This is a genomic window from Streptomyces sp. NPDC006174, assembly GCF_040614075.1.
Taxonomy (GTDB): domain Bacteria; phylum Actinomycetota; class Actinomycetes; order Streptomycetales; family Streptomycetaceae; genus Streptomyces.
Map to the genome: position 1 here is coordinate 375213 of NZ_JBEXTJ010000001.1, position 14883 is coordinate 390095.

The 14883-nt window shown below is 69.5% G+C and carries 11 protein-coding genes and 1 tRNA gene; 7 read left to right on the top strand and 5 right to left on the bottom strand.

The genetic code is table 11. The annotated features are described in order from the left end of the window. Positions 1–28 precede the first annotated feature (28 nt). From ABZ267_RS01715 to ABZ267_RS01725, 3 genes are read left to right on the top strand one after another with little or no spacing between them, the layout of a single operon-like run. Positions 29–214 carry a hypothetical protein gene (locus tag ABZ267_RS01715; RefSeq protein ID WP_098019748.1) on the top strand — a complete coding sequence of 62 codons (186 nt, stop codon included), beginning with the start codon at positions 29–31 and terminating at the stop codon, positions 212–214. Continuing rightward, a complete protein-coding gene (locus tag ABZ267_RS01720) occupies positions 211–1617 on the top strand; it encodes an N-6 DNA methylase (RefSeq protein WP_356746954.1) in 1407 nt (468 codons plus the stop codon). Before ABZ267_RS01715 ends, ABZ267_RS01720 begins: the two co-directional genes overlap by 4 nt. Next, positions 1598–2776 carry a hypothetical protein gene (locus ABZ267_RS01725; protein ID WP_356746952.1) on the top strand — a complete coding sequence of 393 codons (1179 nt, stop codon included), beginning with the start codon at positions 1598–1600 and terminating at the stop codon, positions 2774–2776. The genes ABZ267_RS01720 and ABZ267_RS01725 overlap by 20 nt, the downstream gene beginning before the upstream one ends. Positions 2777–2913: 137 nt before the next feature. Here the strand turns inward: ABZ267_RS01725 and ABZ267_RS01730 are convergent. After that, positions 2914–2985, bottom strand: a tRNA-Arg gene (locus ABZ267_RS01730). Between the two features lie 734 nt (positions 2986–3719). Between ABZ267_RS01730 and ABZ267_RS01735 the strand changes: the two genes are divergently transcribed. Both ABZ267_RS01735 and ABZ267_RS01740 read left to right on the top strand, forming a co-directional pair. After that, positions 3720–4157 carry an NfeD family protein gene (locus ABZ267_RS01735; protein WP_356746950.1) on the top strand — a complete coding sequence of 146 codons (438 nt, stop codon included), beginning with the start codon at positions 3720–3722 and terminating at the stop codon, positions 4155–4157. Between the two features lie 38 nt (positions 4158–4195). Beyond that, positions 4196–5305 carry an SPFH domain-containing protein gene (locus ABZ267_RS01740; protein ID WP_356746948.1) on the top strand — a complete coding sequence of 370 codons (1110 nt, stop codon included), beginning with the start codon at positions 4196–4198 and terminating at the stop codon, positions 5303–5305. A gap of 56 nt (positions 5306–5361) precedes the next feature. Here the strand turns inward: ABZ267_RS01740 and ABZ267_RS01745 are convergent, their stop codons facing one another. Together ABZ267_RS01745 and ABZ267_RS01750 are read right to left on the bottom strand one after the other, a co-directional pair. Next, positions 5362–8010 (bottom strand): glycosyl hydrolase family 65 protein, encoded by a 2649-nt coding sequence (locus ABZ267_RS01745; RefSeq protein ID WP_356746946.1) that lies wholly within the window; start codon positions 8008–8010, stop codon positions 5362–5364. A gap of 137 nt (positions 8011–8147) precedes the next feature. Then, positions 8148–9362 (bottom strand): erythromycin esterase family protein, encoded by a 1215-nt coding sequence (locus ABZ267_RS01750; RefSeq protein ID WP_356746944.1) that lies wholly within the window; start codon positions 9360–9362, stop codon positions 8148–8150. 69 nt (positions 9363–9431) lie between these two features. On the opposite strand from ABZ267_RS01750, the gene ABZ267_RS01755 reads away from it, so the two are divergent. Then, positions 9432–10265 carry a TioE family transcriptional regulator gene (locus ABZ267_RS01755; RefSeq protein WP_356747253.1) on the top strand — a complete coding sequence of 278 codons (834 nt, stop codon included), beginning with the start codon at positions 9432–9434 and terminating at the stop codon, positions 10263–10265. A gap of 31 nt (positions 10266–10296) precedes the next feature. Here the strand turns inward: ABZ267_RS01755 and ABZ267_RS01760 are convergent, their stop codons facing one another. Further along, positions 10297–11409, bottom strand: a complete 1113-nt coding sequence (locus ABZ267_RS01760; RefSeq protein ID WP_356746942.1) for a threonine synthase — start codon at positions 11407–11409, stop codon at positions 10297–10299. A gap of 238 nt (positions 11410–11647) precedes the next feature. On the opposite strand from ABZ267_RS01760, the gene ABZ267_RS01765 reads away from it, so the two are divergent. Then, positions 11648–13234, top strand: coding sequence for a S8 family serine peptidase (locus tag ABZ267_RS01765; RefSeq protein ID WP_356746940.1), 1587 nt, complete (start codon positions 11648–11650; stop codon positions 13232–13234). A 77-nt stretch (positions 13235–13311) separates the two neighbouring features. Here ABZ267_RS01765 and ABZ267_RS01770 read toward each other — a convergent pair whose 3' ends face one another. After that, on the bottom strand, positions 13312–14721 hold the full coding sequence (locus ABZ267_RS01770; RefSeq protein ID WP_356746938.1) for a glycoside hydrolase family 18 protein: 1410 nt from the start codon (positions 14719–14721) through the stop codon (positions 13312–13314). Positions 14722–14883: the final 162 nt, after the last annotated feature.

Consider the following 14883-nt stretch of genomic DNA (forward strand, 5'->3'; position numbering starts at 1 on the left):
CTGCTGGTGGAACCAAGGGAGTTGTAGCATGTCGCAGCGAGCGCTGCTGTTGGTGGTGGTCGTCCTGGCGTCCGTGGTGGTGGGGCTCGTGGCCGGCATCCTCGAGTTCGTGGGCGCGGGAGAGGTCGTCACGGCCATCCAGAACGGTGGCGCCGCCTGCGGAGCCACTGTTCTCATCGGGCTGGCGGTCGTCTCCTGGCTGAGGTCGTTGTGACCCAGGAGAAATGGGCGAACGAAGAGGGGCGGCTGAAGTACCGGCGAGTGCTGCGGGCCGTCGAGAGGCTGCGCAGCGTCGCCGATGCCGCGACAACGTACCGGCTCGCCTTTCAAGTGGTCTATTTTCACTGCCTGTTCCAACACGGAACGGCGGTAGAGGTGGACCGGCTGTGGGGGCCGGGCTCGGAGTCAGCGGGGGCCAGGCTCGGTGCAATGTGGCCGCATACCCCCGTTGCTCGCGCTCACGGCCTTCCCGCGTATCGCGACGAAGGTGCGAGCCGTCCCTTCGAGCTCATCGACCCGGCCCTCCATGAGCTGATCGCGGAAGTGCGGCAGCTGGATCCGGACGTGAAGCTCCTTGACACGCTCCTCGACATGTACTCGGCACGCTACGCGCGTGGCGATGACTACTTCACATCGAACGACCTGGCGTATCTCTTCGCGGGGCTGGCTGTTCCTCGAGGAGGCGAGGTTGTTCGGGACCCGGTGTGCGGCAGCGGGCGACTGCTGCGCGCAGCCGCACACCGGGCTCGGGCACAGGGAAGTGAAGTGCGCTTGTCCGGTGCGGATATCAACCGGACGGCGCGCTATGCCGCAGCCGTCAACCTTGCCCTGCACGGATTCCACGCCGACCTCGGCAAGGAAGGAGCTGACACCCTCAGAGCGGGCACTTCACCGATACCGGCCGACGTGATCGTCGCTAACCCTCCAGTGAACCAGCGGGACTGGGGGCACGGTGAACTGAAGGACGACCGGCGGTGGACCCTGGGGGTGCCACGTCCGGGTAACGCGAACTTCGCCTGGGTCCAGCACATCCTTGCCGATCTCACGCCACAAGGACGGGCCGTCGTTCTGCTGTCTTCCGGCGCGGCGCACAGCAGCAACAGCACCGACGGACTGATCCGCCGCGGGCTGCTGGAGAACGGTCTGGTCGTGGGTGTTGTGGCCTTGCCGACGTGGCTGTTTCCGCACACCAGTGCGAGCACGGCGCTGTGGCTGCTGGCCAAAGGGGAGCGGCCGCACTCCGATCAGGTCTTGTTCGCGGATGCAGGGAAACTGCCAGCAGCGAAGGAGGGGGCGCGGCGTCACTTCGTAAAGGATTCGGTCGAACGCCTGCTGAAGATCTTCGGTGAATGGCAAGGACTTCGACGCCGTGAAGGCGAGGGGGATCCTGAATCCGTCCCATGGTGCCGTGCGGCGAGCCACGAGGAAATCGCTGAGGCGGGCTTCGATCTGACTCCCGCACGCTACGTACGGCACCGGGAGGCCGTGCAGGAGAATTCAGGAGACGTAGAACGCAGCCGGAAAGCCGAGCTTTATGAGTGTTTGGACCGTAGCGCCTCAGCCAGACGCCGAGTCCGCGATGCGTTGGAGGGCAGACATGACTACAGAGCCGGATGACCTCACCGCCCCGTGGTCCATCGTCGAGTTGCGGGATTTACCTGGGATCGAGTACGCCGCTTATGGCATTACGCAACCGCAGAAGGCACCCGATGGAGTCCCGATGATCGGCGCAACGGAGATCATCGAAGGGGAGGTGCACGTCCAGGAGTTCACGTTCGTGCCTCCGGAGGTAGCCGAACGCCACCCCCGCAGCACCCTGAGAGCAGGAGACCTTCTTGTCGTGCTCGTAGGGCGTGTGGGGGAGACTGCAGTAGCGACGGAAGAACATGGGGGATGGAATGCCGCCAGGTCGCTCGCAGTTGTCCACTGGAAACCGGAGGGCCACGTGCAGCAGTGGGACCTGTGGCTTCGATGGTGGCTGAAAACATCGCAGAGTCGCAGCTATCTCACGGTGTCCTCTTCGAACTCCGAGCACATGACCTTGCCTTTGCAAGCGCTCAACCGACTTCCGGTGCCGAAGCCTCCGGACCGGGTGCGGGAGAAGCTGCTTGCGCTGATCTCCCTTGCCGAGCGCAAGAATGTGTTGAACAACCGGATTGCGACGTGTGCGACGGAACTGGCGGACGCGCACTATATAGAGACGCTGAGGGCATGCGGACAAGGTCCCACTGCCGAGCGCGCGATAGGCGAGGTGGCTCAGATCACGGCGGGTGTGGCGCAGCTCCCGCCGGACCGTGAGCAGCCGACCGTGCCGTGGGTGTCTCCCCGGCAAGTACTGAACTGCAGGGAAGTGCATCTGGGCGCAATGACGTCACGAACCGTGGCGCGAGGGGACACTGTGTGTCCGGCCGGCAGCCTGTTGATCGCGCCCCGTCCCGGTGAGGTGCGGACCGTGCTCACCACGACTCCGCTAGTTCCGGGGCGGCGGACGCTTGCACTTCACACGGGGTCCGAGGCCGACCGAATGTGGTTGCTGCACACATTGCGGTACCAGCGGCGGGAGTTGACGTCCGTAACGCAAGGCGAGCAGGCTCGTGCGATGAGGCGCAAGGACTTCTCGCGTTACAAGATCCCCTGGCCGGCAGATGTGGTCAGGCAGGGTTTCGCCACGCGTGCCGCTGCCCTGCACGACCTCGCCTACGCCTCCGCCAAGGAGCGACACGTGATGGAGGAGCTGGTGGTGCACGAGCTGGAGAAGGGGGCCTGGCGCGTCTAACTTCGGCCAGCTGAATGCCGAGCTGATCCATGTTGCCCCTCTCTGGAGCACGGAATCCAACGCGCTGAACGAACGGCGCAGTACCGCGCGCACCGTTTCTCCGCTAGTGGTCCGAGAGCGCCCTGACCAGACATGTTTGGGGCGCCTCGGCAGGACTCGAACCTGCGGCCAAGCGCTTAGAAGGCGCCTGCTCCACCCGCTGAGCTATGCAGGCTGACCTGCGACAGCGCGGAAGCTTCTGACTTTGCCCCGCCAAACCGGGGGTATACGGGACCTGTGGATGCTCGCTCGGGCCCCGAGATCTGGACGTGCATTCTGGGCGGCGGCCAGGCGTCGGAACTGGCCGCTGGCGTCCATGGAGACCGCGAGTGAGCGCGAGCGTTGTGCTGCTCTGCGAGGTTCGGTGCGGTGGCACGAGCCTGATGCGGCGCTCGTAGAAGTTCCGCAGACTTCAGGCGTGTGCGGGCGCTTCCGGGTAGCGTTGGCGATCTTCGGTCATCTTGTGCTTTGTCGCGCATCCCGTGCTGGGATGGTGCTGGGATGGGCCCTCATTTCCGCAGGTCACAGCCTTGTGGTGGAGTTCCGCTTCAACGTGTGAGCGGATGAAACAACACTACGTCGCCGACGTGGCAAACATGCAGGTCAGATGGGGTCCACCTCTCCAGAGGTGGGCCTCTGGCCTTTCCCCGTGCTGGATGGGTGCTGGATCACCTTCCGAGCTGGACTCTATGGGCAGTGGCAGCGTCATGCGCCCGAGTGAACCGGGTGTGCCATGTGTACACAAAGGTGCAGAAGCGACTCGGCGGCCATCCGCTGCTTCGTCATGCTCGCCGGTCAAGACGTGAAAAAGGTTCCGAACAGCTCGAATGACTTCGAACGGTTCCATTCGGCATGTTGAGGGTACGTTTGGGTGTAAGAGGGTCCTCCTGAGGAGGCTGCTTCGATGCCGTGGCTCGCATGGTTGCTCGCCGCCGCTGCGCTGGGCGTCGCGGAGTTCTTCACCCTGACGCTGGTCTTCGGACTGCTGGCCGGTGCCGCACTGGTCGCCGCTGTGGTGGCCGGCGTCGGTATCGGTCTGCTCGGCCAGCTCGTGGCGCTGGCCCTGGCGGCGGCGGCCGGGCTCGTTCTCGTACGTCCGGTCGCTCTGCGGGCCCTGTCCTCCTCACCCCTCACCCGTGAGGGCAGCGACGCGCTGATCGGCAAGCGGGCCGAGGTCATGCAGGAGGTGACCGCGACCCACGGTCTGGTCAAGGTCTCCGGTGAGGAGTGGTCCGCTCGCGCGCTCGACGAAAGCCATGTGATCCCGGTGGGAGCGCTGGTGGACGTCATGGAGATCGAAGGCGCCACAGCGGTCGTGTACCCGCGCGAGCTGCTTCCGTGAACGGCTGAACACGCAGCGCACCCAGTGAAGGAGGACGCATGGATCCGGTGGTCATCCCGATCCTTGTGGCGGCGATCGTCGTCGTCTTTCTTGTGGCCGCGACGGTACGGATCGTTCCGCAGGCGCGCCGCTACAACATCGAGCGGTTCGGCAGATACCGCCGGACGCTGCAGCCGGGCCTGAACTTCGTCCTGCCGGTGGCGGACCGGGTCAACACCAAGCTCGACGTCCGTGAGCAGGTGTACTCCTCCGACCCCAAGCCGGTGATCACCGAGGACAACCTCGTGGTCAACATCGACACCGTCCTCTACTACCAGATCACCGACCCGCGGGCGGCGGCCTACGAGGTCGCCGACTATCTGCAGGCGATCGACCAGCTCACCGTGACCACGCTGCGGAACGTCATCGGCTCCATGGACCTGGAGGGCACGCTCACCTCGCGTGAGGAGATCAACGCCCGGCTCCGCGCCGTCCTCGACGACGCGACCGGCAAGTGGGGCATCCGCGTCAACCGGGTCGAGATCAAGGCCATCGATCCGCCGAACACCATCAAGGAGGCGATGGAGAAGCAGATGCGGGCCGAGCGGGACAAGCGCGCGGCCATCCTGCACGCCGAAGGTGAGCGGCAGGCCAAGATCCTCACGGCCGAGGGTACGAAGCAGAAGGACATCCTGGAGGCCCAAGGTACGCAGCAGGCCATGATCCTCCGGGCGGACGGCGAGTCCAAGGCGGTGGAGCTGGTCTTCCAGTCCGTCCACCGCAACAACGCCGACGCGAAGGTGCTGGCGTACAAGTACCTCGAAACGCTTCCGCACCTGGCGCAGAGCGACAACAACACGTTCTGGGTGATCCCGGGCGAGCTGACGGAGGCGGTCCGTACCGTCACCAGCGCGTTCGGCGACCGGTCCGCGATGGGGTCTCCTGTGGCCGCGGAGCGTGGGGACGCGGCGGACAACGGTACGGACGGTACGTCGGACGAGGCGACGACTCCGGAGATCGAGGGCGATTCGACGCTCGCTCTGGACGCCGCCGCTGCCGCCAACGAGGCCGCGAAGCAGGCCGAGGTCGCGGTGAGCGACGCGAAGGCCGAGGCGGAGGCGGCGGGCGAGACGCAGATGCCGGGCCGTGGGAAGGCGTCCGGCGGCTGAGCTGTCGAGCGGTTACGTGAGGGAGGCCGGGGCGTTCGCCGCCCCGGCCTCCTCGCCTACCGCCCCGCCTCCACCCGCAGCTCCGCCACCCCCGCCGGCTTCTCCGGGTCCTCCGAGACCACCGTCACCCGGACCTTCCGGGCCGTGTCGCCGGCCAGGTACGGGCGCCAGAAGCGGCCGTCGACGGAGGTCTCCAACGTGTGGGACGCAGGCGGTACGTCGCTCCAGCGCGGGCTCACCGCCGTGATCCGCAGCGGGTGCGGGCCCAGGTCCACCGTCAGCGTCCCCGTCGCGCCGTCCGGCGACCAGGACGTCGTCGAAGAGCCGTCCACCGCCGCCTCCGCGTAGAGGCCCGGCGACTGTGAGGTGGCCGTGACCGGGCGGCAGCGGGCCGCGTCCGGAGTCGGGGTCAGGTCCGGGCGGCGGGTGGGAAGCGTCAGCGGCGCGTCCAGGCGGCGCGGGCCCTTGGCCGTGTGGACCGTGAACGGCGTGCCCGACGTCAGGCGGACCGTGCTCGTCCGGGCGCCGATCTCGACCTCGTACGACGCGTCCCGGTACCGCAGCCCCGTCAGCCGCACGCCCTCGCTCAGCTGCGGCGGCAGCAGCGGGTCCAGGCGGACGCCGTCCTCGCGCAGGCGCAGGCCCGTCAGGCCGTGCGTGAAGACCTGGAGGAAGCCGCCCTTTCCGGTCAGGAAGTCCTCGGCCGGGAAACCGGACAAGGGGTCCTCGGCACCGGACTTCTCGCCGCGCGCCTCGGAGAAGAGGTCGTAGGGACCGCGCATGAACGGTCGTACCGCACGCTGAAGGTACGTGTACGTCGAGCAGCCCGGCTCACCGATCGCCGCCGCGTCGATCGCGTGCACGGAGTCCGTCATCGCCGGGCCGTCCGGGTCGGTGCGAGCCGCGTAGTAGTCGAGCGTGGCGGCGGCGGCGCCGGGCTCCATGGGCCACTCCAGCGGGTACATCAGCAGGACCGTGTCCGCCTGCTTGATCGTGGAGCCGTTGTAGCCCGCGTACTGGAGGAAGACCTTCCGGGCGGAGTCGTACGGGATGCGGAGACCGTCCGCCACGCGGTTCCAGCCGGTCGGCGGGCGGCGGCCGAGGAGTTCGGCCGCGCGGGTCGCGTTGCGCAGCGCCGTGGCGGCGACGGCGTTGGTGAAGACGGCGTCGTCCACGCCGTTGCTGTACTCGTCGGGCCCGGCCACGTTCTTGATCGAGTAGCCGCCGTCCGCGTTCGCCGTGGCCCGTGACTGCCAGAACTCCGCGATGCCGCGCAGGAGCGGCCAGCCGCGCGCCGCCAGCCAGTCGCGGTCGCCGGTGGCCAGGTAGTACTGCCAGACGGCGAGCGACACATCGCCCTGGAGGTGGTTCTGGGTCAGGCAGTGCGGCGGGTCCCAGCTCTGGCACTCGGAGTCGATGCGGCCCTTGCTCGCGCTGGTCCACGGGTAGAACAGGCCGCGGTGGCCGTACTTCTCGGCGTTCGCGCGGGCCGCGTCCCGCGTGCGGTAGCGGTACTCGACGACCGAGCGCGCCAGCTCCGGACGGGTGGCGAGCAGACCCGGGAACATCCACGTCTCGGCGTCCCAGAAGATCATGCCGGCGTAGTTGTCGCTGGTCAGACCGGCCGGCGCGATGCTGTCGGAGGAGCCGCGCCGGGTGTTGGCGAGCAGGCCGTACTGGGTCGAGCGCAGCCACCTCTGGAGCCGACGGTCGCCCGGGACCAGCACATCGGCGGACCAGGCCCCGCGCCACGCCGTCTCGTTCGCCGCGAAGATCCGGTCCCAGCCGCGCCGGGCCGCGCGGTGGGCGGCCTCGCGGGCGTCGTCGGCCGGGGCCGTGGAGGTGAGGGCGGTGTCCACGCCGACGTACTTCTCGAAGGTGTACGTCCGGCCCTCGCGGACCGGCGTCGGCCTCGGGGCCGTACGCGACTCGGGACGCAGCGTCTCCACGACGCCCGAGCCGCGCCGCATCGCCTGTGCCACCGCGCCCTCCACGCCGGTGCCGAGCGTCCTGAACGTGCCGTCCTTGCGCAGCGTGATCCGGCGTGCGCCCCGGTCGTCGAGGCGGCCGGTGACTGTCGCCGTACCGCTCCAGCGCGGTGTCATCCGCAGGCGTACGGCTCCGGTGTGGACGTCGGACCGGTCGGCGAGGACGTCGTAGTCAAGGTCCGTGGCCCGGCCGTCCGCCGTCGTCCACCGCAGCGAGGTGCGGACCAGGCCGCAGCTGAGGAAGACCGTCTGGCGGTAGTCGGAGACCCGGCCGGCCGGTGTGTCCGCGCCGAACTTCTCGTTGCCGACGGCCACTTCGACGGTCGTCCAGCTCGGCAGCGCGGCGATCACCTCGCGGCCCTCGGAGACCGCCTTGTCCCGTGCGTAGAGCCCGGAGACGAACGCGCCGTCGTAGCGCGGTGTGTAGAGCGGCCAGCCGGTCTTCTCGCCGGTGGCCGCGTAGCCGGTACCGGCGGCCGGGACGCGGTGGCCGAGATAGCCGTTACCGACGTACGCGTCGTAGCCCTCCGCCTCTCCGAAGCGCGTGGAGGTCAGGGCCCAGGTGGGGTCCTGGCCATCCGTCCGGCCGCAGGCGGGCACGGCCGTGGACGGCGGCGGCTTCGGAGTGGCGGCGGTTGCGTGGGGGAGTGGCGGCAGCGGTGCGATCAGGGCGGCCGCGACCAGGGAGGCGAGGACGGAGATACGCGAGAGGCTCACGGTACGAAGGTAGGGAGACGGCCGTACGGGCGGGCGGTACGGCACGCCCGCCTCGGAAACTTGGCGTGAACGCGCCCGCCGGATGGCCCTGCGCCGGCCCTCGCCGAGGCTCTCGGTTCCGGCCCTCGCCGAGGTTCTCAGGCCTGCGCGAGGTCCTTGACGAAGATCAAGCCGTCCGTCTCCGCCAGGTGTGCCGGGTCCAGGCCGAAGTAGCCGAACCACGGCGAGACACGAGGCGCGGGTCGCGGGTCGTCCAAGGCGGCGGCCAACGTGCGCGGGTCGACCAGGAAGCGAGGCTCCGGGAGCGCGTACAGCAGGCCCTCCACCGTCTCCGGCGGCGGCTCGTCCACACCCTGGTGCCGGATCGTGCCGAGAGCCGTGGCGAGGAACCCGTACTCCGCTCCCAGACGCGCGCTCACGAGCGAGCCGGCGCTCCACCACTCCAGCCGCCGGCCGCCCATCCGCATCGAACTCCTCTCCCGCTGGAGGTGGCTGTTGTGGGCGAAGGCGAGGACCGGGCCGCGTGCGGCGAGCGCGAGGAGGTTCTCGGCCATCATCCGGTCCCGCACGCCGAGCAGCCGGGTCAGGCGGGCGGGCGAGGTGTCGGCCATCCAGAAGTGGTAGCGCAGCAGGCCGGTGGCGGTGCGGCCGTGAAGCCGTGCGCGGTCCCAGGCCTCCCGGCCGGCCGTCGCGATCAGGTGCGGGGTCCGCTCGTCGAACAGCGACACCAGGTCGGCGGCGAGGAGGTGGAGTTCCGCCGCCTCGGAGGAGCGGCCGAAGGACCGGGACGGGTCCGTCATCGCGGCCGGTTCGGTCCACCGGTCGTCGGGGCCGAGGAGGTGATCGAGTGTGGCGGCGGTGCAGGACAGCAGGCCGTCCGCGTCCAGCCAGGAGGCGAGGAAGGTGTGGAGCGCGGTGAGAGCCTGCCGGGGGCTCGCGGCGCCGGTGATCTCCAGAGGGCCGTCGAAACCGGCGAAGCGGAGGTGGTCGGAGGCGTCGCGGCCGGTGTTGAACTCCCGTGCCCAGCGCACCAGTTCACGGTTGGCGGCGGACGCGCCGAGCTCGTGGCTGAATCCATGCGCCATGGCCTCGTCCAGCGTGCCGGCGCCGGAGGTCACGTACGCGTCCACGCGCAGGCCCGCCAGGCAGTCGCTCTCGATGGCGATCGTCCGGAAACCCTCCTCCTCGACGAGGTGCCGGAAGAGTTCGTTACGGATGTCGAGCAACGTGTCCTCGCCGTGCGTCGGCTCGCCCAGAGCGAGGACACGAGGGCGGGACGGGAACAGCTTCATGACGGCGGAGGCTTCGACGGCATGCGTGAGGTGCGCGAGACGCGCGGTGTCAGGGGCCATGCATTCAACGGTATCGTTGAACCTTCGGTGGAGACTTTTGTGATCCAGGGCCTGGAGGTCACGGTTCCGGTGGAGGAAGACCTTCAAAGCCGGGTACGCCTTCGGCCGGTCGACCTGGCCCGTCCGCACGGGCTCTCCACCCAGGCCGTACGGAACTACGAGGAGGCCGGCATCCTCCCGGCCGCCGAACGCACGACGAGCGGCTACCGCACCTACACCCCGCTCCACGCACGCGCCCTGGCGGCCTTCCTCGCGCTCCTGCCCGGCCACGGCCACCGGACGGCGGCCGGCATCATGCGGGCCGTGCACCGGGGCGCGGCCGACGAGGCGTTCCTGCTCATCGACGAGAGCCACGCCCAGCTCCTGGAGGACCGGCGGACCCTACGGGCGGTGGAGACCGCGCTGCGCGACCTGGGACCCGAGGCGAGCGATCCTGGGCCCGGAGCGTGTGATCAGCGGCCCGGAGCCGCCGAGGCCGGGCCGCCCGGAAGCCCCGCCCTCACCTTCATCGGGCCCCTGGCGGACCGCCTCGCCATCCGGCCCGCCACCTTGCGCAAGTGGGAGGCGGCCGGGCTGGTCCGCCCGCGCCGCGACCCGCTGACCGGCTACCGCGTGTACGGCGGGGCCGACGTCCGGGACGCCCGGCTCGTCCACCAACTCCGGCGCGGCGGCTACCTGCTGGAGCAGATCGCGCCGCTGATCGACCAGGTCCGGACGGCCGGCGGCCTCGCGCCCCTGGAGACCGCCCTCACCGACTGGCGCTCCCGGCTCGCCGCCCGAGGCCGCGCGCTGCTGACGGGAGCCGCGGAGCTGGACGCGTACCTGCTGGCGCGGGAAGAGCCGGAGACGTACCCGCAAGGCCTCAGCACACCCGAAGCCACCCCTGACAACCCACCCCCCTGACAACCCGCCATCCCCTCAACCCGCCATCCCCTCAACCCGCCATCCCCGTCTTCACCCCCGCCCCGCACAACGGCACCACCACGCTCCCCAGCTCCAGCCTCTGCCCCAGCCCCGAGCCACCCCGCACCGCCGCCCAGCACGCCACGCCCGTCGTCTCGACGTAGAACCCGCGCGCCGCCAAGTCCCGCTGCGCGTCACGGATCTCGTCCTCCGACACCGTCAGGAACGTGCCGCCCGAGGCCCGTACCGCCGCCAGGATCTGCCGTGCGCGCGGCGGACGCGGGATCGCGATGCCCTCCGCGAGCGTCGGGGCCACAGGACCGGCCGGCAGCAGATCCTCCGCCTCCGCCCGGAACGCGGCCGCCAGCGGTGACACCACCTCCGCCTGAACCGCCACCAGCCGCGGCCGGTCCGCGATCAGGCCCAGCGCGTGCAGCTCCGCCGTGGCGAGGGCCGCGCCGAGGAGCAGCGTGCCGTTGCCGACCGGGACCACCAGGGTGTCCGGGAGACGGCCGCCGAGATCCTCCCAGAGCTCGTACACGTACGTCTTCGTGCCATGCAGGAAGTACGGGTTGAAGACATGCGAGGCGTAGAAGACTCCCGGCTCGTCCGCCGCCGCGCGGGCCGCCAGCGCCGTCGCCTCCCGGCCGCCGGGGACGGTCACCAGCACCGCGCCGTGGGCCCGGATCTGCTCGGTCTTCTTGGCCGATGTGCCTTCGGGGACGTACACCGTGCACGGCAGTCCGGCCCGTGCGCAGTAGGCGGCGATCGACGTGCCCGCGTTGCCGCTGCTGTCGGCCACCACCCGGTCCGGGCCCAGCCGCCGGGCCAGCTCCGCGAGCATCACCGCGCCCCGGTCCTTGAAGGAGAGCGTCGGCATCAGGTAGTCGAGCTTGGCCGAGACGGTCTCCGTGAGCGCGACGAGCGGCGTACGGCCTTCGCCGAGAGAGGCTGAGGGAGTGGCGAGCGGCAAGATCTCTTCGTAACGCCACAGTGAATTGGCACGCCCGGAAAGCACATGCGGAGCGAGCCCGGAGGCCGGTGTGAAGTCCAGGTCCCACGGGCCCCGGCAGGTCGGACACCGCCAGGTCAGGGCTGAAGTGGAGGAGCGGGTTCCGTCCTGGGGGCAGTGGTAGGTGGTCATGGTCGCCAGGATGTCAGGCATATGGCAGGTGAATGGCGTGCGTATGGCGAGCCCCAAGGCACCCTTGTGGGTTTGCCATGGATCGGTCAATCTTTCGCTGGCAGCAGGGCATGCCGGTCACGGACGACGCAGAAAACGGGGCGTTCGGATCGCTGATTTGTCATGCCCCTGTCGGGAGTCTCGCGCGGCTCCGGCACCACCCCCCACCAGCGCACCGCCTATGAGGAGGACCCCTCACATGTCAGTGATGCGTCACACCCCCCATGCACGTCGAAGACTCGCCGCGGCGACCGTCACAGCCACCGCAGCCGCCGTAGCCCTCGCCACCGCCGGCACCCTCCCGGCGACCGCGGCCGAGCGCGCTCCCGAAGGCGTGGTTCTCAACGCCGGCGCCCCGGGCACCGTCAGCGACAGCTACATCGTCACACTGAAGGACTCGGCCGCGAAGTCGGACTCCGCCGAGGGCCGGGCCCTCGCGAAGAAGTACGGCGCGTCCATCGAGCGGACCTACCGCGCGGCCCTCAACGGCTACGCGGTCGAGGCCACCGCCGCGGAGGCGAAGAAGTTCGCCGCCGACCCGGCCGTCGCGTCCGTCTCGCAGAACCGCACCTTCACGGTCTCCGCCACCCAGAACAACCCGCCCTCCTGGGGCCTGGACCGCATCGACCAGCGGGCCCTCCCGCTGGACCAGCGGTACACCTATCCGGACAAGGCCGGCGAGGGCGTCACCGCGTACGTCATCGACACCGGTGTACGGATCAGCCACAGCGACTTCGGCGGCCGGGCCTTCAACGGCTACGACGCCATCGACAACGACAACGTGGCGCAGGACGGCAACGGCCACGGCACGCACGTGGCCGGTACCGTCGGCGGCACCGCCTACGGCGTCGCCAAGAAGGCGAAGATCGTCGGCGTCCGGGTGCTGAACAACCAGGGCTCCGGCACCACCGCGCAGGTCGTCGCCGGCATCGACTGGGTGACGGCCAACGCCGTCAAGCCCGCCGTCGCCAACATGAGCCTCGGCGGTGGCGCGGACTCGGTGCTCGACGCGGCCGTGCAGCGGTCCATCAACTCCGGCATCACGTACGCCGTCGCGGCGGGCAACGAGTCGACCAACGCGAACACCAAGTCGCCGGCCCGTGTCGCCGACGCCATCACGGTCGGCTCGACGACCAACACCGACGCCCGCTCCAGCTTCTCCAACTTCGGCGCGGTCGTGGACATCTTCGCGCCCGGATCCTCGATCACCTCGTCGTGGCACACCGGCGACACCGCCACGAACACCATCTCCGGTACGTCGATGGCCAGCCCGCACGTCGCCGGCGCGGCCGCCATCTACCTCGCCGACAACCCGGGCTCGACCCCCGCCCAGGTCTCCGCCGGTCTCGTCGCGGCCTCCACGCCGAACGTCGTCGGCAACCCGGGCACCGGCTCGCCGAACCGCCTGCTGTACGTGGGCGCGGGCAGCACCAACCCGCCCGGCAAGAAGTTCGAGAACACCACCGGGTACGCGATCAACGACAACTCCACGGTCGAGTCGCCGGTCACCGTCACCGGGATCACCGGCAACGCCCCGGCCGCGCTGCAGGTTCCGGTCAACATCTCGCACACCTACATCGGTGACCTGAAGATCGACCTGGTCGCGCCCAACGGCACGGTCTTCAACCTGAAGGCGTTCGGCTCCGGCGGCAGCAGCGACAACGTGGTCACCACGTACACGGTCAACGCCTCCTCCGTCGTCGCCAACGGCACCTGGAAGCTCCGGGTCGCCGACAACGCGCGGGCCGACACCGGCCGGATCAACAGCTGGGCTCTGCAGTTCTGAGCCCGGTGAAGCGGTACTGAAGCGGTGACATGACGTTGGGGCGGTCGCACCAGGCGACCGCCCCAACCTTGTTTCCGCTACCGCCGGTTGAGGCCGCGGTCCACGGCGGTCACCAGCTCACCGTTGTCCGTGTCCCCGTCCAGCGACCAGAACATCGCGCCGCCCAGGCCCTTGTCCCGGATGTACGAGGTCTTGGCGCGCAGCACCTGCGGGTCGTCGTACGTCCACAGCGTGGTCCCGTCGAAGAGCCAGGCGTGCCCGTTCTTCGTGTCGCGGTGGACCTTGAACGCGCCGGACTCGGCCAGCTTCTTGAGGACCTTGTAGTCCTCGTAGCCGTCGGCCCAGGTGGCCGGAGCCGGGCCGGTGGCCGGCTGGCCGAGGCCGTTGCCGCCGCCGCTCACTCCGGTCCAGCCCTGCCCGTACGTCGGCATGCCGACCACGAGCTTGTGCTTGGGCGCGCCGCGCTTGATCCAGTCCCGCACGGTCTGGTCGACGCTGAAGTCGTTCTTCGCGTAGAGCGCCGACTGCTGGGCCGTCTTCTTCTCACCCGACACGTGGTAGTCGTAGCCCTGAAGGTTGACGAAGTCGAAGTCCTTCATGAGCCGCTTCACGTCGAAGCCCGCGTCGATCGCCTTCGGGTTGGCGGGGACGTACGCCGACAGGTCGTAGTGGATCGGCTTCGGCTTGTGGTGGCCGTGGCCCTTGCCCTTGGCGGACCGCGCGGCCTTCGCCTTGGCCTGGCTCTTGGCGTACGCGTCGAGCTGGACGCGGAACTCGCTGATCAGGGCCGTGAAGTTCTTCTTGTCCTCCGGCCGGAAGACGGTGCCCTCGTTGGCCGCCGAACCGGGCCACTCCCAGTCGACGTCGATACCGTCGAAGACACCGGCCGCCGCGCCCTGGCCGCCGCGTGCGCCGTCCACCGGCAGGTTGCCCTTGATGTACAGGTCGATGCAGGAGGCGACGAGCGCCTTGCGGGAGGCCGCCGTGCGCACCGAGTCGGAGAAGTGCGTGGACCAGCTCCAGCCGCCGAGCGAGATCATGACCTTGAGGCCGGGGTTCTTGGCCTTCAGCTTGCGGAGCTGGTTGAAGTTGCCCGCGAGCGGCTGGGTGTCGGAGTCGGCGACGCCGTCCACCGAGTTCGCGGCGTCGAGCGGACGGGCGTAGTCCGCCCAGGCGTCGGCCTGGCCGGCGACGTTGCCGGTGAAGCACTTGCCTTCGGCGCTGACGTTGCCGAAGGCGTAGTTGATGTGGGTCAGCTTGGCCGCGCTCCCGCTGGTCTGCAGGTCGTTGACCTGGAAGTCGCGTCCGTAGACGCCCCATTGGGTGAAGTAGCCGATGTTCTTGTACGCGGGCCGGTGGTGGCCCTTGGAGCGGTCGCCCTGGCTCTGGCCACGGTCCGGGCCGGCCACGGCGGCGGGGGCGGCACTCGCCAGCAGGGCGAAGGTGACGCCCGCGATGGTCAGGCGGGACAGGTTTCTTCGGGGCATGAGGCTCGTTCCTGTGCGTGATCCGGTGCGGGAGGGACGTACGGATGCGGAGGGGGTGTGTGGAGCCGTGCTGTGCACAGGAAGGTATTGGTCTGGACCAAAAACGGTCAAGGGGTGGGGAGTTGTGGGCCGTTTCGGCCGTGTCGATCGCCGGCGTCCGGG

Bases quoted from the DNA above. Each gene is read 5' to 3' on its own strand.
- ABZ267_RS01715 (WP_098019748.1), top strand. From the start codon at position 29: ATGTCGCAGCGAGCGCTGCTGTTGGTGGTGGTCGTCCTGGCGTCCGTG.
- ABZ267_RS01760 (WP_356746942.1), bottom strand. From the start codon at position 11,409: ATGACCACCTACCACTGCCCCCAGGACGGAACCCGCTCCTCCACTTCA.
- ABZ267_RS01765 (WP_356746940.1), top strand. From the start codon at position 11,648: ATGTCAGTGATGCGTCACACCCCCCATGCACGTCGAAGACTCGCCGCG.
- ABZ267_RS01735 (WP_356746950.1), top strand. From the start codon at position 3,720: ATGCCGTGGCTCGCATGGTTGCTCGCCGCCGCTGCGCTGGGCGTCGCG.
- ABZ267_RS01725 (WP_356746952.1), top strand. From the start codon at position 1,598: ATGACTACAGAGCCGGATGACCTCACCGCCCCGTGGTCCATCGTCGAG.
- ABZ267_RS01740 (WP_356746948.1), top strand. From the start codon at position 4,196: ATGGATCCGGTGGTCATCCCGATCCTTGTGGCGGCGATCGTCGTCGTC.
- ABZ267_RS01750 (WP_356746944.1), bottom strand. From the start codon at position 9,362: ATGGCCCCTGACACCGCGCGTCTCGCGCACCTCACGCATGCCGTCGAA.
- ABZ267_RS01770 (WP_356746938.1), bottom strand. From the start codon at position 14,721: ATGCCCCGAAGAAACCTGTCCCGCCTGACCATCGCGGGCGTCACCTTC.